This window comes from Aeromicrobium wangtongii (assembly GCF_024584515.1).
GTDB lineage: Bacteria > Actinomycetota > Actinomycetes > Propionibacteriales > Nocardioidaceae > Aeromicrobium > Aeromicrobium wangtongii.
Window position 1 is genome coordinate 1,537,703 of the sequence record NZ_CP102173.1, and the last position, 22,277, is coordinate 1,559,979.

At 67.4% G+C, this 22,277-nt stretch carries 20 protein-coding genes and 1 pseudogene; 9 read left to right on the forward strand and 12 right to left on the reverse strand.

Translation table 11 applies throughout. The annotated features are described in order from the left end of the window. Positions 1-13: 13 nt before the first annotated feature. Complete coding sequence (locus NQV15_RS07670; RefSeq protein WP_232399231.1) at positions 14-445, reverse strand: DUF3237 domain-containing protein; 432 nt, start codon at positions 443-445, stop codon at positions 14-16. Beyond that, entirely contained in the window at positions 445-1,185 is a 741-nt protein-coding gene (locus NQV15_RS07675) for an SDR family oxidoreductase (RefSeq protein WP_232399232.1), read from the reverse strand. Before NQV15_RS07675 ends, NQV15_RS07670 begins: the two co-directional genes overlap by 1 nt. Before the next feature lie 296 nt (positions 1,186-1,481). On the opposite strand from NQV15_RS07675, the gene NQV15_RS07680 reads away from it, so the two are divergent. After that, the gene (locus NQV15_RS07680) at positions 1,482-2,237 is read left to right on the forward strand and encodes an SDR family NAD(P)-dependent oxidoreductase (RefSeq protein WP_232399233.1); all 756 of its coding nucleotides are present in this window, start codon (positions 1,482-1,484) and stop codon (positions 2,235-2,237) included. Positions 2,238-2,252: 15 nt separating this feature from the next. On the opposite strand, the gene NQV15_RS07685 is transcribed toward NQV15_RS07680, so the two are convergent. Together NQV15_RS07685 and NQV15_RS07690 are read right to left on the reverse strand one after the other, a co-directional pair. Continuing rightward, a complete protein-coding gene (locus NQV15_RS07685; protein ID WP_232399234.1) occupies positions 2,253-4,028 on the reverse strand; it encodes a pyruvate, phosphate dikinase in 1,776 nt (591 codons plus the stop codon). A 7-nt stretch (positions 4,029-4,035) separates the two neighbouring features. After that, positions 4,036-4,641, reverse strand: coding sequence for a hypothetical protein (locus NQV15_RS07690; RefSeq protein WP_232399235.1), 606 nt, complete (start codon positions 4,639-4,641; stop codon positions 4,036-4,038). Between the two features lie 265 nt (positions 4,642-4,906). Here NQV15_RS07690 and NQV15_RS07695 point away from each other — a divergent pair, with 265 nt between their 5' ends. Genes NQV15_RS07695 through NQV15_RS07705 form a run of 3 tightly spaced genes read left to right on the forward strand, consistent with a single transcriptional unit; the run spans position 4,907 to position 7,566 of the window. Continuing rightward, entirely contained in the window at positions 4,907-5,953 is a 1,047-nt protein-coding gene (locus tag NQV15_RS07695; RefSeq protein WP_232399236.1) for a zinc-dependent alcohol dehydrogenase, read from the forward strand. A gap of 53 nt (positions 5,954-6,006) precedes the next feature. After that, positions 6,007-6,798, forward strand: a complete 792-nt coding sequence (locus NQV15_RS07700) for an SDR family NAD(P)-dependent oxidoreductase (RefSeq protein WP_232399237.1) — start codon at positions 6,007-6,009, stop codon at positions 6,796-6,798. Positions 6,799-6,813: 15 nt separating this feature from the next. Next, positions 6,814-7,566: a tyrosine-protein phosphatase gene (locus NQV15_RS07705; protein ID WP_232399238.1), complete on the forward strand. Its 753-nt coding sequence runs from the start codon at positions 6,814-6,816 to the stop codon at positions 7,564-7,566. A gap of 19 nt (positions 7,567-7,585) precedes the next feature. Here the strand turns inward: NQV15_RS07705 and NQV15_RS07710 are convergent, their stop codons facing one another. Further along, the gene (locus tag NQV15_RS07710; RefSeq protein WP_232399239.1) at positions 7,586-8,083 is read right to left on the reverse strand and encodes an MDR family NADP-dependent oxidoreductase; all 498 of its coding nucleotides are present in this window, start codon (positions 8,081-8,083) and stop codon (positions 7,586-7,588) included. Between the two features lie 148 nt (positions 8,084-8,231). Further along, a pseudogene (locus NQV15_RS07715) lies at positions 8,232-8,555 on the reverse strand (hypothetical protein); the annotation flags it as partial. A 361-nt stretch (positions 8,556-8,916) separates the two neighbouring features. Between NQV15_RS07715 and NQV15_RS07720 the strand changes: the two are divergent. The 4 genes from NQV15_RS07720 to NQV15_RS07735 are packed head-to-tail and all read left to right on the forward strand — an operon-like array spanning position 8,917 to position 14,482. Then, entirely contained in the window at positions 8,917-10,176 is a 1,260-nt protein-coding gene (locus tag NQV15_RS07720) for an ABC transporter substrate-binding protein (RefSeq protein WP_232399240.1), read from the forward strand. Positions 10,177-10,209: 33 nt separating this feature from the next. Further along, a complete protein-coding gene (locus NQV15_RS07725) occupies positions 10,210-12,966 on the forward strand; it encodes a branched-chain amino acid ABC transporter permease/ATP-binding protein (protein ID WP_232399241.1) in 2,757 nt (918 codons plus the stop codon). Beyond that, positions 12,963-13,679, forward strand: coding sequence for an ABC transporter ATP-binding protein (locus tag NQV15_RS07730; protein ID WP_232399242.1), 717 nt, complete (start codon positions 12,963-12,965; stop codon positions 13,677-13,679). The genes NQV15_RS07725 and NQV15_RS07730 overlap by 4 nt, the downstream gene beginning before the upstream one ends. A 20-nt stretch (positions 13,680-13,699) precedes the next feature. After that, positions 13,700-14,482 carry an acetoacetate decarboxylase family protein gene (locus tag NQV15_RS07735; protein WP_232399243.1) on the forward strand — a complete coding sequence of 261 codons (783 nt, stop codon included), beginning with the start codon at positions 13,700-13,702 and terminating at the stop codon, positions 14,480-14,482. Between the two features lie 8 nt (positions 14,483-14,490). Here the strand turns inward: NQV15_RS07735 and NQV15_RS07740 are convergent, their stop codons facing one another. From NQV15_RS07740 to NQV15_RS07765, 6 genes are read right to left on the reverse strand one after another with little or no spacing between them, the layout of a single operon-like run. Beyond that, positions 14,491-15,282, reverse strand: coding sequence for an acetoacetate decarboxylase family protein (locus NQV15_RS07740; RefSeq protein WP_232399244.1), 792 nt, complete (start codon positions 15,280-15,282; stop codon positions 14,491-14,493). 34 nt (positions 15,283-15,316) lie between these two features. Next, positions 15,317-16,513 (reverse strand): thiolase family protein, encoded by a 1,197-nt coding sequence (locus NQV15_RS07745; protein WP_232399245.1) that lies wholly within the window; start codon positions 16,511-16,513, stop codon positions 15,317-15,319. Beyond that, complete coding sequence (locus NQV15_RS07750; protein ID WP_232399246.1) at positions 16,510-17,994, reverse strand: class I adenylate-forming enzyme family protein; 1,485 nt, start codon at positions 17,992-17,994, stop codon at positions 16,510-16,512. The genes NQV15_RS07745 and NQV15_RS07750 overlap by 4 nt, the downstream gene beginning before the upstream one ends. After that, positions 17,994-19,463 carry a hypothetical protein gene (locus tag NQV15_RS07755; RefSeq protein WP_232399247.1) on the reverse strand — a complete coding sequence of 490 codons (1,470 nt, stop codon included), beginning with the start codon at positions 19,461-19,463 and terminating at the stop codon, positions 17,994-17,996. The genes NQV15_RS07750 and NQV15_RS07755 overlap by 1 nt, the downstream gene beginning before the upstream one ends. A gap of 11 nt (positions 19,464-19,474) precedes the next feature. Then, the gene (locus NQV15_RS07760; protein WP_232399248.1) at positions 19,475-20,833 is read right to left on the reverse strand and encodes an acetyl-CoA carboxylase biotin carboxylase subunit; all 1,359 of its coding nucleotides are present in this window, start codon (positions 20,831-20,833) and stop codon (positions 19,475-19,477) included. Positions 20,834-20,836: 3 nt separating this feature from the next. Next, a complete protein-coding gene (locus NQV15_RS07765; RefSeq protein WP_232399249.1) occupies positions 20,837-21,328 on the reverse strand; it encodes an acetyl-CoA carboxylase biotin carboxyl carrier protein in 492 nt (163 codons plus the stop codon). 137 nt (positions 21,329-21,465) lie between these two features. Here NQV15_RS07765 and NQV15_RS07770 point away from each other — a divergent pair, with 137 nt between their 5' ends. Beyond that, complete coding sequence (locus NQV15_RS07770) at positions 21,466-22,194, forward strand: FadR/GntR family transcriptional regulator (RefSeq protein WP_232399250.1); 729 nt, start codon at positions 21,466-21,468, stop codon at positions 22,192-22,194. Positions 22,195-22,277: the final 83 nt, after the last annotated feature.

Sequence of the window (22,277 nt, forward strand, 5' to 3'; positions counted from 1 at the left end):
GCTGCGGCGATCGCTAGAGGATCTCGTGGACGTCGTAGCGCGGGCCCTCAGGGGGGCGTGTCCCGACGCCGATCGCAATGATCGAGTTGAGCCACGCATATCGGCTGTCCCCGGTCTCGAACGTCAGTGACGTGCGGAAGTAGAGACCGTCGTCCCTCTGGCGACGAAAGCCGCGGTAGCTGATGAGGACGTGCGCATCATCGTCCGTGTGCAGCAGGACGCGCACGTCCAGCTCGAGCGTGCCGTCGGGGCGGATCAGGGCCCAGTCGTGACCGCCAACATCGACGAGTCGGCCGTTGACGCGCTCGCCTCGCACCGTCCCCCCGGTGACGGCCACGATCTTGCGCTCGCCTCGCGGGGTGTCGGCCATCATCACGGGATCGGCGAGCGATGCCTGCAGGACGAACAGCGGCCGGCTCCGTATGACATCGGTGGACTGGGTCATCAGACCAGGTCACCTCCGCCGTAGACGGGCAGCACGTGCCCGGTGACCATGGCGGCGGCGGGAGTGGTGAGGAAGCGGGCGGCGCCGACATAGTCCTCCGGCTGCACGGCGCGTCCCGACGGCGACGCGGCTCCGGCCCGTTGGAGGATGCCGACGGAGTCCGGCCCGAATGCGGCGCGGAAGGATGCCGTGTCCTGGGCGGCCGGCGCGAGCGCGTTGACGCGGACACCGCGCGGTGCCAGCTCGACGGCCAGATGACGGACCAGCGACTCAGCGAAGGCCTTCGCGGGACCGACCGAGGCGTATCCGGGAAAGACGCGGCTGCTTCCACGGCTGGTCACGTAGAGAACCGTGCTGCCGCGGTGCAGGCGGGGGAGTGCTGCTCGCGTGAGCCAGACCAGCGACATCGCGTTGACGGACATCGCGTGGCCCCACGACTGGGCCCAGTCGGCGTCGTCCTGCAACAGGGAGGGCGGGCCCACCGTGACGCAGCTGTGCACGACCTGGTCGATGGGCTGGTCGCCGGCCGCATCGACGAGTGCCTCGGCGCCCTGCGGGGTGCCCAGATCCGTCTGGACCAGTCGCACCGCGGCGCCGAGCGACGTGAGCTGCTGCTCGGCGTCATGAGCGGCATCAGCATCGGCGGAGAAGCCGATCACGACCCGCCGGTCGGCGGGAAGCAAGGCCAGGGCGAGCTCCAGTCCGATGCCGCGCGAGCCTCCGGCCACGATCATGGTCATGCGCCGCGCTCAGGGTCCATGCGAGGTCCGATCAGGAAGTGGTGTGGGTCCCACTCGATGAGACTAGATCTGGACCGCCGAATTTGTAAAGGCGGTGTCACATTTGGCGTCTCCCACCTCAGACCTCCGATGAATCGAGCATGCTGCAAGCAAATCGCCCCCGAATCCACACCTGTGGCGACCAGACATCTGATGTACCCCTTGACAGGAGGGCCGCAGGTGTCGGACGTTGTTCAGCACCATCGCCTCTGACCGCCGCTTGGTCGGCCGAGGCCAGCCAGGACGGGGAGATGCACATGAGCAGATTTGACGGTCGAGTCGCGATCATCACCGGAGGTGGCTCCGGGCTGGGTCGGGAGTTCAGCTGCGAACTGGCCAAGGACGGCGCCCGTGTCGTCGTCGCCGACATCTTCCTGGAGGGGGCCGAGGAGACCGTTGCCCTGGTCGAGGCCCAGGGCGGAACGTCCGTGGCCGTCCAGGCCGACGTGTCGCAGTCCGGATCGGTCCAGGCGATGGTCCACAGCGCACTCGACGCATATGGCGCAATCGACATCCTCATCAACAACGCGGGACTGGTGGGGGAGACGTTGCCGGCAGCCGAGGTGTCGGAGGAGTCCTGGGATCGAGTCATGAGCGTCGACATGAAGGGCGTCTTCCTCGGCTCCAAAGCTGTCATCCCGATCATGCTGGAGAAGGGCAGCGGGGTCATCATCAACATCGCGTCGGTCTCAGGCTTCCTGGCCAGCGCGACGGGCATCGAGTACACCGCCGCCAAGCACGGCGTCGTGGGGCTCACCAAGCAGCTGGCGTACGACTACGGGCACCAGGGGATCCGCGCGGTCGGCGTCGCTCCGGGTGTCATCGAGACACCGCTCACCGCGGATTGGACCAAGGAGGGGGGACCGTTCCACGAGCTGACGATCGATGCGCCGGCCGCGCGATACGGGCGTCCCATCGACATCGCGAGGTTCATCTCGTTCCTCGCCAGCGACGAGGCCTCATTCATGCACGGTCACACCTTCCCGGTCGACGGCGGCTCGATCATCCGCTGATCGCCGACGGTGCCCTCAGGCGCCGGGCGTGCCGAGGGTGCGCAAGGCCGTTAGCTGGACCAGCAGCGGACAGTCGGCGACAACGGTGATGCCGGTGTCATGCGCGGCACGAACGCCCTGCTCCGTGGCCAAGATCGCTCCGCGGGCTGACGAGAATCCCTCGAGCGCTGCGGTGATCTGGTCGACATCGATCGGCGTCTCCCGGGCGCTCAGATCCGTCAACAGGAGGTCGAGATCGGCCACCTCGACGCCCTCGACGGGGTGGTCGACGACGTTCAACGGGCTCGATCCAGCGGCCCAGGCGGCGATGCGGCCGAGGATGGGATCGTCCTCCACCCGCGCCTCCACCAGATCGAGGATGGTGTCGTAGACGCGGCCGCTGCGGCCGTCGACCGTCAAGTGTCGCCCGACGAGTGATGCGGCGGTGCCTTTGCCCACACCCACCACGCTCGGCCGTCCGAGGGCACGGGTCACGACGGCTGCGTGAGACGTGGCGCCGCCCAGATCGGTCACGACGGCCTTGGCGGCGATCATGCCGTGCACGTCGTCCGGACTCGTGGTCGGCCGCACCAGGACGACGTTCTCCCCGGCAGCTGAACGCGAGACCGCCTCGTCGGGGTCCAGGACACCGACGCCGGTCGCGACGCCGGGGCAGGCCGGCTCGCCGGCCGCCAGCACGCTGGCAGCCGCGGCAACCGCGGGATCGAGCCGAGGCATCAGGACAGACCTGACCTGCTCGGGGGTCACGCGCGCCAGTCCCTCGTCGTGATCGATCAGTCCTTCGTCGAACAGATCGACGGCGATGCGGACCGCAGCCTCCGGAGATCTCTTCGCCGCTCGGGTCTGCAGGAGGTACAGGGTCCCGGACTCGACGGTGAACTCGATGTCCTGGACCTCGGCGTGCTCCTTCTCGAGCGTGTCGGCCCAGTCGAGCAGCTCGGAGACCGCCTCCGGCAGGTGTTCGCGCATCTGCGCCAGCCCAACCACGGCATGCGTTCCCCCTACGACGTCCTCGCCTTGACCGCCCGGCAGCCACTCGCCGTACGGCTCGGGTGCCCCGCTCAGCGGGTTGCGGGTGAAGAGGACGCCCGTCCCGGACCGGTCATCGAGGTTACCGAACACCATCGCCTGGACGGTGACTGCTGTGCCCCCGTCATCGGGGATGCCCCAGTGGCGCCGGTACGACTTGGCGCGGGTGGACTGCCAGGAGTCGAAGACCGCGCAGATCGCGTCGAACAGCTGCTCGTAGGGATCTGCGGGGATGCTCCGTCCGGTGTCTTCTTGCACCCGCTCGCAGATCTCCGTCGGCGTCGGTCCTGTCACGTACGGATCGAGATCTGCCTTCAGGACGATCTCGCCGAATGCATGACAGAAGCGGGCGCGGGTGTCGCGAGCGTACGCGGGGTCACCGGAGCTGGTGGCCAAGGACTCCTCGATCGCATCGGTCATCCCGAGGTTCAAGATCGTGTCCATCATCCCAGGCATGCTGACGGCGGCCCCTGAGCGCACCGAGACCAGCATGGGGTGGGACGGGTCGCCGAAGCGACGACCGGTGCGCCTCTCGAGATCCTTGATCCCGGAGCGGATCGCTGACTGCACCTCCTCGTCGAGCGAGCGCTCGGCCTCGAGATAGTGACGGCACTCCGGAACCGGGATCACGACGGCCGGCGGCACCCGCAGGCCAAGGCTGAGCATCTGTGCCAGGCTCCAGGCCTTGCCACCGACCAGATCTCGGTCGGGCACCGATGTGCCGTCCAGTGACAGGACCGGTGATCGTGTAGTGCTCATCATCGAGGGCTCATTCCTGTCGCTTCTTCTCCAGGATGCGGAGCAGGTCTTCGTGAAGCTCGTACCAAACGGTGTGATAGCTGTCGATGCGCACGCCGCTCACGTAGTCGTGGGCGCCTCCGAGGACCTGGTCGTATGCCGCTTCGAGGCGGTCGAGGTGTGTCTGGAGGCGCGGGACGATCTCGGCGGCGCGACCAACGACGCGTTCGGCGCGCTCGTGCAAGGCGCCGAGGGCATCGATGATCTTCGCGTCGTAGTCAGGGTTGCTGTGGTCGTTGCTGACCCGTGCGTCCCCGGCCGGCATCGTCTGCCAGTCGGTCATCAGGGCCAGGAGATCGCCGTTCACCTTCTCGAACCGTTCGTACGCGTGCAGGAGATCCCCGTCGGCGCGGAGCCCACCGAACACCGTCTGGTACTTCTCGGTGAGCCATGCTTGTCCTGCGGGGGCGACCATGAACGTTCCGTTCGCGCCAGCCACGTGCCCTGCGGTGACCGCGCGGTCGAGTGCGGCGCTCACGTCGGCCTCGTCCGCCCCCAGCAGCACCGCGACCGAGGCCGGGTTGCCGGCCTTGCGGATGGCCAGCCCGTGGACGGCCAGGAAGTCGAGATCGGTCATTGAACCCTCCCGTACAGACATCGGATCTTTGTATCAGCGAGTGTGGCGCAGATCACTAAGGATCGCATCCTATCGATCTCCGGCCTTCGAAAACAGCCCTTGATGGCCGCGACTCACCTCATCCGTCTCACAAACATCGGATGTCCCCCTTGACAAACCATGCTGGGTGCATGCCACGCTGTGGCAGGCGTCACACCTTCCTGAGCAACCGTCGAAGTTGCTGCGGACGCGCAGGCATTGGCACCTAGTGACGGGGAGATCCACCATGAGAGCTGGCGTCTTTCAGGCCGCACGCACATTCGACATCACGCAGCTCGACGTTCCGGCGGCGGGACGCGACGGGATCGTCGTCCAGGTGGCGGCGTGCGGTATCTGCGGCTCCGATCTGCACTCCTACGTCGAGGGCGTGTTCGTCGAGCCCGGCCAGGTGATGGGCCACGAGTTCAGCGGTCCGATCGTCGAGGTCGGTGCCGATGTCGAGGGCCTGAGCGTCGGTGACCGGGTGACCGCCGTCCCGTTGTCGGTCTGCGGGCGGTGCCCGCGATGCATCGAGGGCATGGGGCACCTGTGCGAGACGGGCTTGTCCCAGAGCATCGCCTATGGACTGCCCGGTGCCTTCGCCGAGTACGTGCGGGTCCCCAAGGCGGTGCTCGGCAAGAACGTGTTCCTCATCCCCGACTCGGTCAGCGATGCGGCCGCGGCGATGGTGGAACCGATGGCGGTCGCTCTGCACGCGGCCAGGTCGGCCGACCCGGACCCGGCCGACACCGCGGTCGTCATCGGCCTCGGCAGCATCGGCCTGAACGCCGTGCAGATGCTCAAGGCCCTCGGTGCCGGCCGCGTCATCGGCATCGACGTCTCGGACAGTCGGCTCGCCCTGGCCGCCCGGCTCGGTGCGGACGTGATCGTCGACGGACGTACCCAGAACGGGCTGGCAGCCGTGCAGGAACTGACCGGCGTGGGAGTCGGGGGAGTCGGGGCCCGGGCCGACATCGTGATCGAGGCATCCGGTATCGGCGCGCTGCTGGCCGAGGCGGTGTCCATGACCCGTGCCGGTGGCCGGTTGCGCATCGCGGCGCTCTACGAGGGCCCGGTGACGCTCGACGCCAACCAAGTGGTTCAGAAGGAGATGAGCGTCCGGGGAACGTTCGCGTACAACGGCGAGTTCCCGACGGTGCTGGAGATGCTGGCCGACGGTCGCGTGACGGCGGAGCCGCTCATCACCCACACGTTCCGGCTCGACGATCTCGACGCAGCCTTCCGAGCCCAGCTCGACAAGAACTCGTCCATCAAGGTTCAGGTCACGCCCTGATCCAGCACCTGGCATTCCCCGACATCAAGGCAGGACTCTAGAAGGAGAGCATCATGGGAAGACTGGACAACAAGATCGCCATCGTCACGGGTGCGAGCACGGGCATCGGTCGCGCGACCTTCGAGCTGTTCGCCCGTGAGGGCGCGACGGTCGTCGGATGTGCGCGGACCCAGAGCAAGCTCGACGAGGCGATGGCTGCCGTCGAGGCGTCTGGCGGCAAGGGGATGGTCGTGGCGGCCGACCTGTCGAGCGACGACGGCGCGGCCAAGCTGGTCGATGCGGCGCTTGCGGCCTATGGGCGCGTGGACGTGCTCGTGAACAACGCCGGCGTCGGTTGGGCCTACGGAGAGGCGAACCCGGGGTCGATGGCCAAGCTGCACGACACGACCCCCGAGAACTGGCGCACCGTGATGAGCATCGATCTGGACTCCTACTATCTGGTCGCCAGGCGGGTCCTCGCCTCGATGCTGGAGAACGAGAGCGGCTCGATCGTCAATGTCGCCAGCATGGGTGGCGTCACGGGCCTGTACGACGGGCACACGTACACTGCGGCCAAGGGCGCCATCATGAACCTCACCCGATCGATGGCCATCAGCTATGCGCGTCAGGGCATCCGGACCAACAACGTGTGTCCCGGGTTCATCGACACGCCGATGATCGCCTCGGTCACCCCCGCCTTCGCCGATCCCGAGGCCGCTATCCAGTTGTCGCCCATCGCCCGCGCCGGACGTCCGGAGGAGGTGGCTGCGGCGAACCTGTTCTTCGCATCGGACGAGTCGTCGTACTGCAACGGCGCCAGCCTCCTGGTCGACGGTGGGACGACTGCCCGCTCGTTCCCGGGCTGAGCGGCAGAGGGCCAGGTGACCAGCTACGCGGGGCCCGAGGGCACGCTCAACTTCCGGGCGGTCGGCGCGTTACCGACGACGGATGGACGCACCGTCATCCCGGGCAAGCTGTTTCGCAGCGACACGCTCCAGTTCCTGTCGGCCGAGGCGGTTCGCCACTTCGTCGAGGATCTGGGCATCCGGACCATCATCGACCTGCGCATGGGGTACGAGCTCAAGCGCGAGGGCAGGGGGCCGCTCGAAGGCACCGCGCTGAGCTACCACCATCTTCCGTTCACGGTGGAGGGCACGAGCTCTGCGGACTCCGCAGCGCCGGTCCTCGATCCGGAGGACCCCATCGTGCCGCACTACCTGGGATACCTCACGACGGTCCCGGAGTCGGTGGCCGGCGTGTTCAACGCGCTCGCGTCGGGAAACGACGCGTTGCCTGCCGTCATCCACTGCTCGGCCGGCAAGGACCGGACCGGGGTCGCCGTGGCGTTGGTCCTCGCGGCGGTCGGCGTCGACGACACGACAATCGCCGCCGAGTACGCCGCCGGGTCGGACCGTGTCTCGGTCGTCATGGAGCGCCTTCGGACGATGCCGAGCTACGGGGACACGGTCGACAGGCTCCCTCCGCTGGCCAACATCACCCCGCCGGAGTACATGCTGCGGTTCCTCGCCGGGGTCCGCGAGCAGCACGGCGGCGTTCGTGAGTTCCTGCTGGCGAACGGCGTGACCGTCGATGGCCTCGCGCATCTGCGGGAGGCGTTGACCCAGCCTTCCTGACGGCGATCTCGCCCGATCGCTAGTCGGCGGTCACCATCAGTGTCCCGGCGTTCGTGCCGTCGAACAGCGCCGGGAAGCTCTCGGGAATGGCGGCGAACCCGGCCCTGACGTCCTCGCGGTGCACGATGGATCCGTTGCGCAGCCAGCTCTGGAGATGGTGCCACCCTTCGGCGAGGTCATCCTCGAAGTGCTCGAGTAGGAAGCCTTGCATCGTGATGCCCCCGTAGATGAGCCGCATCATGTTCTCGGGCCCGGGGATGGGCACGCTGTCGGTGTAACCGGAGATCTGTCCGCACAGGACGATGCGGCCGAACCGCGCCATCGTGTCGACGGCCGCTTGGAGCGTGTCACCACCGACATTGTCGAAGAACACGTCGATGCCTGCGGGGCACGCCTTCTCGAGCTGGTCCCGGAGGTTCCCGGTCTTGTAGTCGATCGCTGCGTCCAGGCCGCATTCCGACACGAGCCATGCGCACTTCGCGGGTCCGCCTGCGATCCCCACGCTCCGTGCGCCCATGATCTTCGCGATCTGCGCTGCCGTTGAGCCGGCCGATCCTCAGCAGGCCGAAGTAGGCCGTGAGGGCATTCATCCCGAGGGGGCCCATCGCCTCGACGTCGGTCACCCCGGGCGGCATGGGCCGCACGTTGCGCTCCCTGGTGTCGACGACCTCATAGTCCTGCCAGGTGCTGATCGCCGACACGCGGGCGCCGACCGGAAACCGCGGATCGGCCGAGGCGATGACCGTGCCGCCGGACGGCGACAGGACCGGGTCGCCGAGAGCGATCGACGGGTAGAAGTTGTTGCCCGGGGCATCCAACCAGTTCCGGATCGTGGGGGCCAGCAGGAAGATGCTGTTCTTGAGCACGACCTGTCCCGGCAGCAGGGCGGGTAGTTCGAACGACGTCTCCGCGCTGACGAAATCCGTGGCTCGTGGGCTGCCGACCGGGCGGTTCGCCAACAGCCATTGACGATTGCGCAGTGAGTCCATCGGGAGGCCTTTCGTTGCGCTGAGGTCGGCACACTAACCCAATACATCGGACCTGCTCAAGGGACGATACCTCCACGAGCAGGGCGGTAGCCCTGTCATCCCAGATGTGCGCGAAGAAAAAGTATCGCCCGCTTCACAAACTCCTTGACAGACATCGGACCTATATCGATGATGAAGGCACGTGATCTGGATCACACCGTATGTCTCGTGCGATGGAGTCCGGGCGCATCTTGTGAAGCAGGCATGGGTCCTCGGGTGCCGAAGGCGATCTCACGGTCCGACCGTGTGACGGCTCAAGCGCCAGTCGACGAACGTGGCGGCACGGCCGATTCGTGCTCCAGGGCACACCAATGGAGGAACTATGTTCAGGAACAGTGCACGTGGCGGGCGGACGAAGCGTTTCTGTCTTCGGCTGGGCGTCATCGCCATCGCGGTGTCGGTGATCGCCGCGTGCAGCGGATCGGACTCCGGCGGGGACTCCAACGACTCGGACGGGCCCAAGCTGAGCGGCGAGCCGGTCAAGGTCATGACAATCACGTCGCTGAACTCGCAGGGCCCCGTCTACCCGATGATCAAGACGACGGCCGAGGCCTACGAGAAGTGGATCAACTCCAACGGCGGCATCAATGGACGCCCGCTCGAGACCGTCATCTGCGATGACCAGGGCCAGGCGACGCAGGCGAGCGCATGTGCACGCAAGGCCGTCGAGGAGAACGTCGTGGCCGCGGTCGGCTCGTACTCCTTCTTCGGCGACGCGATCGTGCCCATCCTGGAGGACGCGGGCATCTCCTGGTTCGGCACCTGCTGTGCGGCGACGCCCCTTGAGTTGACCAGCGACGTGTCGTTCCCGGTGGGCAGCTCCCTCATGTACGCGGTCGGCTTCATCCAACGTGCCCACGAGGACGGGTGCAAGGACATCAACGCCGTCGTCATCGACGGCGCCCAGTCCTACATCGAACCCATGGAGAACGCGATGAAGGCCTATGGCATGGCGTTCAAGCAGGATCCGATCATCCTTCCCCAGACGAGCCAGGACGACGGCCCCTATGTCGCCCGAGCCACGAAGGACAGCGACTGCATCGTCATGGTCGTCTCGGAGTCGTTGTGGAAGCCATGGTTCGCGGCCTACAAGGCGGCCGGAGCCAAGCAGCGGCTCTACGGACCGCAGGGCAACCTGGACGCGGTGTCGATCAAGGGATTCGAGGACGTGGCCGAGGGATCGATCATCGCCGGCTCGTACCCGGACATCGCGGCCGAGCCGTGGGCCGATTTCCGTGAGGCCCTCGACGAGGCAGACGCGCCCGACGACCAGGACTTCAACTCCCTGGGTGGCCTCGGCACATGGGCCGGGTACTCCGGCTTCACGCAGATCGCGAGCAACCTGACCGACCTGAACGCCAAGAGCTTCATGGAGGCGGCCGCGGCAACGACCAATCTCGACCTGAAGGGGATGGTCCCACCGATCGACTTCACGAAGCCGTGGACCGACGGGCTCAAGGGCTATGAGCGCCTCTTCAACCGCAGCGTCTACTTCAGCGAGGTGAAGGACGGAAAGATCGTGCCGCTCACCACCGAACCGGCCAACGTGTCGGACCTGGCACTGGGTATCGCCCCTCAGTGACACCTGCTCGGCCGGCCGGAGGAGTGGTTCATCGTGGAAGAGTTCATTAGGTTCGCGCTGCTGGGGCTCGGGGTCGGTTCGCTGTACGCACTGGCGTCGCAGGGCCTCATCGTCATCTACCGTGGCTCGGGCGTCCTGAACTTCGGGCTCGGCGCCATCGGGATGGTCGCGGCGTACGCGGAGTTCGAGCTGATGACAGAGCGCGGCTGGCCATTCCTTCCTGCCGTCCTCGTCGGTGTGGCCCTCTCGGCCGTCATCGGTCTGCTGTGCCACCTCTTGATCATGAGGCCACTGCGGACGGCCTCGCCCCTGGCCAGGATCGTGGCGACGCTGGGCATCCTGATCACGCTCCAGGCGATCATCGTCCTGCGCTACGGCTCCAATCCGCTGTTCGTCCCGGTGGAGCTGCGGCAACAGGTCTGGACCATCCATGGGGACATCACGATCTCCTCGGACCGAGTCATCGTGGCGTCGACCGCGGTGATTCTCAGCGTCGTCCTGTGGGCCGTCTACCGGTTCACGAAGCTGGGGCTGGCGACCTCGGCCGTCGCGGAGAACCAGCGGGCAGCCAGCTCCCTGGGCCTGTCGCCCGATGTCGTGGCCGGAGCGAACTGGGCGATCGGGTCCGCCCTCGCAGGCCTGGCCGCCATCCTCATCGCGCCGATCGTGACATTGCAGGCCGCCGTCCTCACGAACGTCGTGCTGGCAGCCCTCGCCGCGGCCCTGCTCGCGTCCTTTCGGTCCTTCTCGGTCGCCCTGGTCGGCGGTCTGCTGATCGGTGTCGCGGAGACGCTCACCCAGCGCTACGTCAATGTGAGCGGCATCGGAAAGTCCGTGCCGTTCATCGTGATCGTCCTGGTCGTGGTGCTGCGCGGACAGGCGCTCCCGCTGCGGGACTTCTTCCTACAGCGGCTTCCCGCGATCGGCACCGGCCGGATCAACTGGCCATGGGTGGGGATCGGGACGGCGGTGACGGTGGTCCTGCTCAGCGTCATGTCGGCGCCGTGGCAGAACGCGCTCATCATCAGCCTGTGCGCGACCCTGATCCTGCTGTCGATCGTCGTTGTCACGGGCTACGCCGGGCAGCTGTCGCTGGCGCAGTTCGCCTTCGCCGGGATCGGCGCATTCATCGCCGGTCGCGTCGCGGCGGTCTACGACACACCGTTCTGGCTCGCCGCAGTCATCGGGGTCGTCGCCACGGTCCCGATCGGTGTGCTCTTCGCGCTGCCGGCGGTGCGAACCCGCGGCCTCAACCTGGCTGTGGTGACCTTCGGCATGGGCGCGGCGGTCGAGCTGATCGTGTTCAACAATCCCAAGTACACCGGCGGCATCGAGGGGACCGAGGTGGGGGCCGCGACGCTGTTCGGCTGGGAGATCGACTCCATCGCACACCCGGCTCGGTACGGATTCGTGGTGCTCGCGTGCGTCCTGACGGCCACGTTGGTCGTTGCGAACGTCCGCCGAAGTCGCAGCGGTCGTCGCCTCATCGCAGCGCGCACGAATGAACGAGCCGCGGCGGCGCTCGGGATCAGCGTCCCGGGCGCCAAGCTCTACGCATTCGCGCTGTCCTCGGCGCTCGCGGCTCTGGGCGGGATCCTGCTCGCGTTCATGTTGCCGACGATCCAGTACCAGAACTTCACCAGCCTGGCCTCGCTCAACTACGTCGGTATCGCCACGGTCGGCGGCCTCGGTTACCTCATGGGTCCGATCCTCGCCTCGCCCCTCGTTCCCGGGGCCCTCGGTCAGCAGCTGCTCGACTCGATCTCGTCCGGGACGGGCAAGTACCTCCCCTTGATCACCGGCCTGAGCATCATCGTGCTGGTCCTGGCGAATCAGGACGGCATCGCGAAGGAGAGCGCGAGCCAGATCGCGTGGATCAAACGGAAGCTGGGACTGGGCCGCGCGAAGCGGACCAGGGCCGGCTCGTCCGTGGAGCCACCGGCGGCGCTCACCGTCGACCCAGTGGCGCCCCGCACCCTCCACGTCGATGAGCTGACGGTGACCTACGGAGGCACGACGGCGGTCTGCGAGGTGTCGCTCAGTGTCCGGCCGGGCAGCATCGTCGGCCTCATCGGCCCGAACGGTGCCGGGAAGACCTCGTTCATCGACGCCGTCACCGGGTTCACCAAGGCCTCGTCGGGCCGCCTACGACTCGACGACGTCGACATCTCAGGCTGGTCAGCCGTGCGCCGGGCGCGAGCGGGCATGGGCAGGTCGTTCCAGTCGCTGGAGCTCTTCGAGGACTCGACCGTCATGGAGAACCTGAGGACGGCATCCGACCCGCGTGACCGCTTCTCCTACTTCAGGGACCTGTTCGCCCCGGTCAACCCCCCATTGCCGGCCGCCGCGCTGGTGGCGACGCGCGAGTTCGGCTTCTCGGACAAGACCGACCGGTACGTCGCCTCATTGTCCTACGCAGATCGCCGGCTGCTGGCCATCGCTCGCGCCGTGGCGAGCGAGCCCAGCGTCCTGATGCTGGACGAGCCGGCGGCAGGGCTCGGCCAGGTCGAGAGTGCAGAGCTGGCCAGTCTGGTCCGCAGGCTCGCGGACGAGTGGGGGATGGGCATCCTGCTCGTCGAGCACGACATGGACTTCGTGATGTCGGTCTGCGACGAGATCGTCGTGCTCGACTTCGGACAGAAGATCAGCGAGGGAAGACCGGAGACGGTCCGTCATGACGCCGCCGTCATCGCTGCCTACCTCGGCTCGAGCGAACCGGACGATGAACCGGTCGATGAACAGTTCGCCCGGCGACCTGTCGTCGCCGACGCGACGAGGGATGCACGATGAGCGGCGTCCTGGAGGTCAATGGCCTGAGCGCTGGCTACTTCGGTCAGCGTGTGATCCACGAGGTCGACCTCGCGGTCCAGGCCGGCGAGGTCGTCTGCCTGCTCGGCAGCAACGGCGTCGGCAAGACCACGACGCTTCTCGCGCTGAGCGGAGAGCTCAAGCCGATGAGCGGGACGGTGTCGTTCGCCGGCCTGGGCCCCAGGTCGCCCCTGCACCGCCGCGCGCGCCGAGGGCTCTCCTATGTCACGGAGGAACGCTCCGTGTTCAAGGCCATGACCGCTCGCGAGAACCTGCGGTGCGCCGGTGTCTCGGTCGACGAGGTGACCGCGCTCTTTCCGGAGCTGGAGAAGTGCATCGACACCAAGGGCGGGCTGCTGTCCGGCGGGGAGCAGCAGATGCTGACCCTGGGGCGTGCGCTGGCGCGTCGTCCGAAGCTGCTGCTCGCGGACGAGCTCTCGCTCGGTCTGGCACCGCTGGTCGTGGACCGGTTGCTGACAGCAGTCAGGACGGCTGCGAAGGAGTCCGGGACCGGCGCACTGATCGTCGAGCAGCACGTGCGCAAGGCGCTGAAGCACGCCGATCGCGTCTACCTGATGCGACGAGGCCGGATCGAGCTCGCCCTGACCGCTGCAGAGGCGCGATCCCGGATCGACGAGATAGAGCGCTCGTACCTGTCGAGCGCCGTGCTGGCAGAGGACCGCGCACCCGAGTGAGAGGAAGAACCATGGGATATGTGAAGACTGCAGAGGAGATTGAGAGGATCCAGGTCGCGCAGAGCGAACCGCGGTTCGTCGACGCGGAGATGCTGTCCGTCGACTTCTTGAGCGACCCGGCGGCGATCGAGCGTCTGCTTCCCCCGCCGTTGGCACCGGGGGACACGCCCCGCGTCACCGCGATGGTGGGACGCTGGCGCAGCAACTGCGTTGCCGACTTCGATGGCGGCGCCATCTATGTCTCGGCCACGTTCGGCGACCTCGCAGGCGACTACGTTCTCGCGATGTGGATGGACGATGACCAACCGATGATCTACGGTCGCGAGATGTTCGGGGAGCCCAAGAAGCTGGCGCGCAGCCAGCTGTACCGGTCCGGGGACCATTTCTCGGCCACGATCACCCGACACGGGGTGGATCTGCTGGCGCTCGAGGCCGACCTCGACATCGATCACGGGCCGGGCCGGGCCGCCGGGATCAACTTCAACTTCAAGTCGCGTCCGGCGACCGATGGCATCGGGTTGGAGGAGGACGCGATCTTGACGGTCGCCGAGTTCAACAACGTGCTCCGCGTCTCCAGGAGCGGCAGTGGGACGGTGGCGCTCACCGGGACCGTCCACGACCCGCTCGACGAGCTACCCGTGGTCGAGGTGATCGGCGCCCGCTTCATCGAGGGTGACCTGCACGCCTCCGCACGGTCGGTCGCGACCGTACCGATGGCTGACTTCCTGCCCTATGCCCTCGGCCGCGTGGACGACTGGAGCCTGCTGAACACGGAAGGGTCGCCGCGGATCCTCACCTCGTGAACGCGAGGTCATGACCAGATGTCGTCGTCCAGGTAGTCGTGCACGACCACACCGTGCTGGAGGTCGAAGTCGTAGCGACCGAACCACCCGCCGGTCACCCGCTGGGGAGCCAGCAGGTGCCACGGATCGACAGCGGAGACGGAGTCCATCGTGAGCGAGGCCCTGCCCTCCCACAGCTGCGCGGTCCCGTCGGCCGAGGTGTGAACCGTGGCGTCGACGTCCAGACGGACGAGCTCAGCGACGCTGGGTGGGTGGCCCGCCTCGGTGTGCGGGATGAAACGGGTCGAGAGCACCGGCAGGTTCTCGTGGTCGGCAGGGTCCGACAGCCGTTCCGGGTGCAGCGACGCGGTCATGATGCGTCGGGTCTCGGGACGCTCCACCGTGAAGTGCAGCTGCTCGCCGTAGGGCTTGGCCGGCTCGCCCCAGCTGTGCTCCATGCGGGCGAGCTTCTTTGCGTAGCCCCACAGCTCCCTGCCCGCTTCCAGGGGAATCTCGTTGTCGCAGAAGATGAATGGCTGGTAGAGGTACGTCTGGCCCTCGAAGTCGGCACGGATCATCACATAGGCCTCGTGGTACGGGCCGAATGTGGAGAACGGCACCCAGCGGGCCCACGCGATGCACGTCGGCACCTCATCGCTCGCCGTCACGCCGGGTGGCAGGAGCTGCTCGACGGCGTCGGCGCTGGCCTCGTAGGAGATGAACATGTCCTCGACACCGCGGTAGAGGTAGGGAGGCGGCGGATAGGCGTAGCCGCCGCCGATCGGCATCGAGAACGTCGAGCGAAATGTCGAGTGGTCCATGGGTGCGCCTTCTTCTTCGGGATGCGTGGATGGGTCAGGAGGTGCGCTCGAGGAGGGTCGCGTTGGCCATGCCGCCGGACTCGCACATCGTCCACAGCCCGTAGCGACCGGACGTCTCGTCCAGGTGGCCCAGAAGGTTGGCCAGCAGCCGACCGCCAGACGCCCCGACGGGGTGGCCGAACGCGATCGCCCCGCCCCATGGGTTGACGCGTGCGTCCTCCACACCGAGCTCGGCCTGCCAGGCCAGGACGACGCTCGCGAAGGCCTCGTTGACCTCGAAGACGTCGATCTCGGCTGCATCGAGTCCGGCGCGGGCGAGCAGCCGCCGGGTTGCCGGGATGACGCCGGTCAGCATCATGATCGGGTCGTCGCCGACGATGCTGTGTCCGACGATGCGGGCGCGCGATCGCAGACGGGTGCGGTCGAACACGTCCTCGGCGACGACCAGCGCGGCGGCCGCACCGTCGGTGATCTGTGAGGAGTTGCCAGCCGTCACGACCCACTGGATCGCGGGGAAACGCTCGGCCATGATGTCGGTGCGAAATGGGGCACGCAGGCCGGAGAGGCGTTCGAAGGTGCTCTCGTCCCTGATTCCCTCGTCGACCGCCACGACGTGATCACCGAGGTCGTACGGGACGATGTGGGCGTCCAGCAGACCGGTGTCCCGCGCGTGTGCGGCGCGGTGGTGGGACTGCAGGGCGAAGCGGTCAAGATCGCCACGGTCGAGTTCCCACCGCGAGGCGATCAGCTCGGCGGATATCCCCTGACCGACCAGGCCCTCGGGATATCGTGCCCGGAACCGGGTGCCGAGCTCGTCGCGGTCCAGACGATTCATGCGCATCGGGATCCGGCTCATCATCTCGACGCCGCCGACCACGACGACGTCATGCGTCCCCGCCGCGACCGCGTGTGAGGCATCGGTCAGGGCCTGCTGGAACGAACCGCACTTGCGGTCCAACGTCATGCCGGGAACCGACTCGGGCCAGCCTGCCGCGAGTGTCGCGTGCCGCGCGATGTTGCCGGACTGCTCTGCGACCTGCTGGACGCATCCCACGACAACGTCGTCGATGGTCGACGGATCCAGACCGGTGCGCTCCTGGAGTGCCTGGAAGGTGTGCGCCAACAGGTCGACGGGATGGGCCGCGGACAGCGCGCCACCCTCACGGCCGCGACCGAAGGGTGTGCGGAGGATGTCGACGACGTGCACGGGTCGCCCGAGGATCGCGCTCATGCCGACGGAGCGGCGCGGCGCTCGACCTCGACGTCACGGACGGTCCTGCGCAGGATCTTGCCGGCCGGGCTCTTGGGCAGGTCGTCCCAGATCTCGAGCGACCGTGGGCGGGCATAGCGCGGCAGGCGTTGTCTGGCATGCTCCAGCAGCTCGTCGACCTCGGCGGCTGATCGCAGGGCGACCACCGCATGGATCAGCTCGCCCCAGGTGTCGTCGGGAACTCCCACGACCGCGGCCTCCCGGACTGCCGGGTGCGAGGTCAGGGCATCCTCGACCTCGCGCGGATAGACGTTCGAACCGCCGGAGATGATCAGGTCGTTCTTGCGATCGACGAGGAACAGAAAGCCCTCGTCGTCCACATAGCCCAGGTCGCCGGTGTGCAGCCAGCCGTCCCTGATGGTCTCCGCGGTCAGCTCCGGCCGTTTCCAGTACTCCTTCATGAGGTGCTGACCCCGGGTCACCACCTCCCCGATCTCGCCGGCGGCGAGCGGATTGTCGTCCTCATCCATGACGGCGACGTCGACGAGGGTGTAGGGCCGCCCGGCCGACCCGACTCGATCGTGCTCGTGCGGCTGCAGGACCGAGATCGTCATCGGAGCCTCGCTCTGGCCATAGGTCTGCGCGAGGACCTGGCCGAATGTCTCCTCCGCCTCGGCGGCGACGCTGGGGGAGATGGGCGATGCACCCCAGCAGAGCCGGCGGAGGGCAGTCGCGTCGACATCGGTGACATTGGGCTCGTCGAGTGCGAGCGCGAGCATCGTGGGGACGAGGAACGTGTAGGCCGCCTGGGTCCGCTCGAGCTCCTCGAGCCACGTCGAGGCGTCGAACTTGGTCATGATGCGATTGCGGGCGCCACGCACCAGGGTCGGCAGGAAGAACGCGCCGCTGGCATGGATGATCGGGGCCGCGTGCAACATCGTGTCGCCCGGTCGCAGATCGGGCATCAGGTCGATCAGGAAGTTCGCGAGCTCCGCGTGCTCGCCGCGCATCGTGAGACACACGGCCTTCGGTACACCGGTGGTTCCCCCGGTGTACCCCAGCCGGTAGGGCGCCTCGGGATGGCGGAGCTCCGAGCAGGGTGCGCTCGCACCTGTCCATGCCGTCCGGTCGATCCATTCCGCGTCGCCGACGTGGACCAGCGCGGGCGCATCGGTTGGCACGGGTCCGTCATGGACCAGGCCACGGCAGTCGGCGTCCTCGAGCTTGAAGGTCATGGTCTCGGCCGTGTCCTTCTCGTTGAGCGGCACCCGCACGAGTCCGGCCTTCGCCAGCGCGTAGTAGACCACCAGGCCCTCGATCCCGTTGGGCATCATGACGCCGACCCGGTCGCCCGGGTCCAGCCCGTTGGCGAGCAGGGAGCTGCCGATGCGGTCGGTCGCGGCGTCGAACTCCGCGAACGTCAGCGTCCGCCCGTCGCAGTCCAGGGCGTGTGCGTCGCCGAATCGGCGAGCGCTGGCGCGGACCAGGGATCCGATGTCCATCAGGCGTCCTTTCCTGCTCGACGCAGACTGAGGTCCAGCTCGCCGTCGCGGTATCTGATGCAGGGGGCGGAATCGTCACGCATCAGGGTGCGGATCATCTCCGCGGTGGGGCTGCTCCCGGCCGACAGATCGGTCGGGGGCAGGCCGGCGGCCAACATCGCGTCGACGTCGGGGCCGGGCATCAGGAAGCGCAGGAGCAGCTCCTCGTCCGAGATGGTGGCCCCGAGCTGGCTGCGGATCTCCTTCAGGCTCGGCTGGGGCTGTTCCCAGCTCAGGAACTCCTGGCCCCGCGTGCTCCCGAACGCCCGGTCCATGACCTCCGGCGCAACCGTGCCCGGGATCGGACCCATGTGTCCGGCCAGGTACATCAGGTTCTCGTCGGGGAAGACGGTGTACCGCTCGCCGTTGACGACGTTCAGCAGTGCCTGGATCCCGACGAGCTGGGAGAACGGCGTCGCCATGACCGGATATCCCATCTCCTCGCGCACGATCGTGATCTCCTCGAGCAGCTCGTCGTAGCGGGACTCCATGCCGTACGTCTTGAGCTGGTTGATCAGCGTGCCCGTCATGCCACCGGGGAGCTGGTGCAGTGTGTGGAGCACGTTGTACTCGCGGGGAGCCCCGATCGGATGCGCCTCGGCGCGGGCGATGGCCGCGAAGTGGTCCCCGATGGCCCCCAGGCCGGCGGTGTCGATCGCCACGTCGTGGCCGAGCCACCGGGCGTTGGCCACGCTGGTCTCGATCGACGGCATGGACGGACCATTCGCCAGGGGTCCCACTGCTGTGTGCAGGATGGTGACGCCGTGCTGCACGGCGGTCACGTAGTTGATGGTCCCGGCACCGACGGTGTTGTGGAAGTGCGCCTCGAGCGGCACGCCTCCCGCGGCCTCGACCATCGCGGGAATCCAGGTCTGGGCGCGCTGCGGGGAGAGGACGCCCGCCTCGTCACCCAAGATGATGCTGTCGACACCCCAGCTCGCCATCTCCCGCACCACGCCGGCGAAGAACTCGTCGGTGTGCACGGGGGACTCGCCGAACTGGACCTGTGGGGAGACCTTCATGCCGTTGGAACGGGCGACATCGGTCGTCCACTTCATCTGCCCGAGGTTGAACAGGCAGTCGAAGATCCAGAAGCTGCCGATGCCGTGCTTGGCCAGCGTCGCGTTCCACAGCTCGAGCATGGAGTTCGGCGTCAGGCCCATCCCGACGATGGCATTGGACCGCGCGCCGGCACGCAATGTCGAGTGGGGCATGGCCGCGTGCACCCGGTCGAGGCCGATCCATGGATTCTCCTGGCAGTGCCGGACCATGACCTCCATGGCCGAGGACCCGGTGTAGTCGACGATCCGGTAGCCGACCCGGTCGATGTCGGCTGCCACGGGGAGCGCGTGTCCCGAGCGCATGCGCATGCCCCACAGGCTCTGGTGCCCGTCGCGCAGTGTCTGGTCGACGAACTCGATGGTGGCCATGGGGTGCTCCTCTAGACAGGGCTGGCGAGGTAGGACTCCTCGATCCAGCGGGTGCTGTGCCGCTGGCCGACGAAGTCGGGATGGCTGATGAGCGCCATCAGGAAGTCGCGGTTGGTCACGACCCCCTCGATGACCAGGTGGTCGAGCGCACGGGTCATGCGGGCGATGGCTTGTGCCCGGTCGACGCCGTGCGTGATGACCTTGGCGATCATGGAGTCGTAGTACGGCGGGATCGTGTACCCCCCGTAGACGTGCGAGTCGACACGGACGCCGCCGCCCTGGGGAGGGATCCAGCGCGTCACCGTTCCCGGGGCGGGAAGGAAGTCCAGGTCCGGGTTCTCGGCGTTGATGCGGCACTCGATGGCGTGACCGCAAATCACCACATCGTCCTGGGTGAATGACAACGCGAGTCCTCCCGCCACACGGAGCTGTTCTCGCACGATGTCGATCCCGGTGACCAGCTCCGTCACGGGGTGCTCCACCTGGACGCGGGTGTTGATCTCCAGGAAGGACGCATCTCCGGTGTCGGCGTCGACGATGAACTCCACCGTCGCTGCCCCCACGTAGTCGAGGGCGCGGGTCAACGCAAGGGCGGCGTTGTGCAGGCTGTCGCGCACGTCGTCGCCCAGCTCGTGGGCAGGCGACTCCTCGACGATCTTCTGGAATCGGCGTTGCATCGAGCAGTCGCGCTCTCCCAGGTGGACGATGTTCCCGAAGCAGTCGCCAAGGATCTGGACCTCCACATGTCGAGCGCGTCGGATGTACCGCTCGACATAGAGGCGACCATCGCCGAACGCCTGGAGGGCCTCATGGCTGGCCGCGGCGAAGGAACCCTCCAGGTGGTCGCTGGTCTCAACCAGCACCATGCCTCGCCCGCCACCGCCGGCCGCGGCCTTCAGCAGGACCGGATAGCCGACCTCCTCGGCGATCGCCCGTGCCTGCCGGGCATCGTCGAGCGCATCGCTTCCTGAGCCGACGGGCACGCCGTTGTCCCGGGCCAGGGCCCGAGCGAGGATCTTGTCGCCACCGCGGCGGATGGTGTCCGCGTCGGGGCCGACGAATGTGATGTCGTTGTCGGCGCAGGCCTGCGCCAGCTCGGGCCTTTCGGCCAGGAAGCCGTAGCCGGGGTGCAGGCCGTCACATCCGGTGCCCACGGCTGCCGCCATGACGCGGTCGACGTCGAGATAGCTCTGGGTCGATGGCGCCGGCCCGATGCAGACGACACGATCGGCCAGATACGCGCCCGCTGTCTCGCGGTCGGCCTCGGAGACGACCAGCACCGATTCGATGCCCTCGTCGAGGCACGCGCGGATGATGCGAACAGCGATCTCACCGCGGTTGGCGACGAGCACGCGACGTAGGCCGGGCACTGGTCAGTCCTCGGCGATGATGACGAGGGTGTCCCCGTGCTCGACCATGGCGCCGTTCTCCACTGGTTTGGCGACGACGACACCGGCGACACCGGCCTTGACGTGACTCATCAGCTTCATGACCTCGACGATGCACACCGTGTCGTCTGGTCGGACCGACTGCCCGACCTCGACGAACGGGGGAGCGCCCGGTTGGGGTGAGGCCCAGAACAAGCCCACGGTGGGCGCCAGAACCCTGACGCCGTCGGGGGCGGACGTCGGACTGTCTGGCGCCGCGGGGGGCACGGGAGCGGGCGTCCCAGGCCCGGCCACCGCCGAGGGGGCAGCAGCGACGGCGGGCGGATCGGCTGGATGCGCGGACTCCGGCACGAACGACGTGCCCCCGCTGCGGCTGAGCTCGAGGTGGGTGCCGTCATGCTGGAGAGAGAGGTCCGACCAGTCGGACGCGTCGAACGCAGCCATGATCGCTCTGATGTCGTCAGGTGTCAGCGACATGGTGGGGTCCTCGTCACGGCTAGGATGTTGGATGGGCGTCCAAACATCAGATGTTTGAGGCCACAGTATCCCGTGACGTGCATCACCACAATGGTGGTTTTCCCGCGACAGATCCCCGCCTGACGAGATGAGAGTCCATGAGTGTCACTGACGCAGCCATCGAGAAGATCCGAGAGCTCATCATCACCGGGGAGCTCTCTCCGGGGGACCGCCTGGCTCCCGAGCAGGATCTCGCGGCGATGCTCGGCATATCCAGGAGCTCGCTGCGTGAGGCCGTGAAGGCGCTGAGCCAGGCCAAGGTCCTCGACGTGCGTCGTGGCGACGGCACCTACATCACCAGCTTGTCGCCCAACTTGCTGCTCTCCGGGCTGTCATTCGCCGTCGACCTGGTCCGCGACCAGACGCTGCACGAGGTGTTCGAGGTGCGGCGACTGCTCGAGCCGGCTGCGACGGCCCTCGCCGCCACACGGGTGACGGATGCGCAGATCGAAGGGCTGAGGCGAAGCCTCGAGCTCATGCGCGCCACCGACGATCCCGAGGAGATGGTGCATCGTGATGTCGAGTTCCATGCCCAAGTGGTGGCCGCGTCCGGCAATGAGACGCTCTGCTCGATCGTCGCGGCGATCTCGGCTCGCGCGTTACGCGCTCGCATCTGGCGCGCTTCGATCGCCGGCGTGAAGTCCCTGACGCTGGTCCAGCACGCGGCCATCGTCGACGCGCTCGAGGAGCGGGACGCGGCGCTGGCCAGCTCGGCGGCCACACTGCACCTCTCGGCTTCGCAGAAGTGGTTCCGCGAGCTGGAGCATCCGGAGACCGTGGCTGCTGCCGAGTCCGACGGGGGACTCGCTCCGTCATACATCGGATGACTTGCCGGCGCGTACTGGAAACTGTGGTCGCCAAGTAAGCGATCCCCAACCCTTCCCATGGTGACCCAGGTCACGTTAGATTG

What these genes read in the sequence shown, in the direction of transcription:
- NQV15_RS07700 (WP_232399237.1), top strand. Translation starts at nt 6,007, where the DNA reads ATGGGAAGACTGGACAACAAGATCGCCATCGTCACGGGTGCGAGCACG.
- NQV15_RS07730 (WP_232399242.1), top strand. Translation starts at nt 12,963, where the DNA reads ATGAGCGGCGTCCTGGAGGTCAATGGCCTGAGCGCTGGCTACTTCGGT.
- NQV15_RS07675 (WP_232399232.1), bottom strand. Translation starts at nt 1,185, where the DNA reads ATGACCATGATCGTGGCCGGAGGCTCGCGCGGCATCGGACTGGAGCTC.
- NQV15_RS07765 (WP_232399249.1), bottom strand. Translation starts at nt 21,328, where the DNA reads ATGTCGCTGACACCTGACGACATCAGAGCGATCATGGCTGCGTTCGAC.
- NQV15_RS07745 (WP_232399245.1), bottom strand. Translation starts at nt 16,513, where the DNA reads ATGAGCGCGATCCTCGGGCGACCCGTGCACGTCGTCGACATCCTCCGC.
- NQV15_RS07770 (WP_232399250.1), top strand. Translation starts at nt 21,466, where the DNA reads ATGAGTGTCACTGACGCAGCCATCGAGAAGATCCGAGAGCTCATCATC.
- NQV15_RS07680 (WP_232399233.1), top strand. Translation starts at nt 1,482, where the DNA reads ATGAGCAGATTTGACGGTCGAGTCGCGATCATCACCGGAGGTGGCTCC.
- NQV15_RS07690 (WP_232399235.1), bottom strand. Translation starts at nt 4,641, where the DNA reads ATGACCGATCTCGACTTCCTGGCCGTCCACGGGCTGGCCATCCGCAAG.
- NQV15_RS07695 (WP_232399236.1), top strand. Translation starts at nt 4,907, where the DNA reads ATGAGAGCTGGCGTCTTTCAGGCCGCACGCACATTCGACATCACGCAG.
- NQV15_RS07720 (WP_232399240.1), top strand. Translation starts at nt 8,917, where the DNA reads ATGTTCAGGAACAGTGCACGTGGCGGGCGGACGAAGCGTTTCTGTCTT.
- NQV15_RS07740 (WP_232399244.1), bottom strand. Translation starts at nt 15,282, where the DNA reads ATGGACCACTCGACATTTCGCTCGACGTTCTCGATGCCGATCGGCGGC.
- NQV15_RS07685 (WP_232399234.1), bottom strand. Translation starts at nt 4,028, where the DNA reads ATGATGAGCACTACACGATCACCGGTCCTGTCACTGGACGGCACATCG.
- NQV15_RS07670 (WP_232399231.1), bottom strand. Translation starts at nt 445, where the DNA reads ATGACCCAGTCCACCGATGTCATACGGAGCCGGCCGCTGTTCGTCCTG.
- NQV15_RS07755 (WP_232399247.1), bottom strand. Translation starts at nt 19,463, where the DNA reads ATGGCCACCATCGAGTTCGTCGACCAGACACTGCGCGACGGGCACCAG.
- NQV15_RS07750 (WP_232399246.1), bottom strand. Translation starts at nt 17,994, where the DNA reads ATGGACATCGGATCCCTGGTCCGCGCCAGCGCTCGCCGATTCGGCGAC.
- NQV15_RS07710 (WP_232399239.1), bottom strand. Translation starts at nt 8,083, where the DNA reads ATGGGCGCACGGAGCGTGGGGATCGCAGGCGGACCCGCGAAGTGCGCA.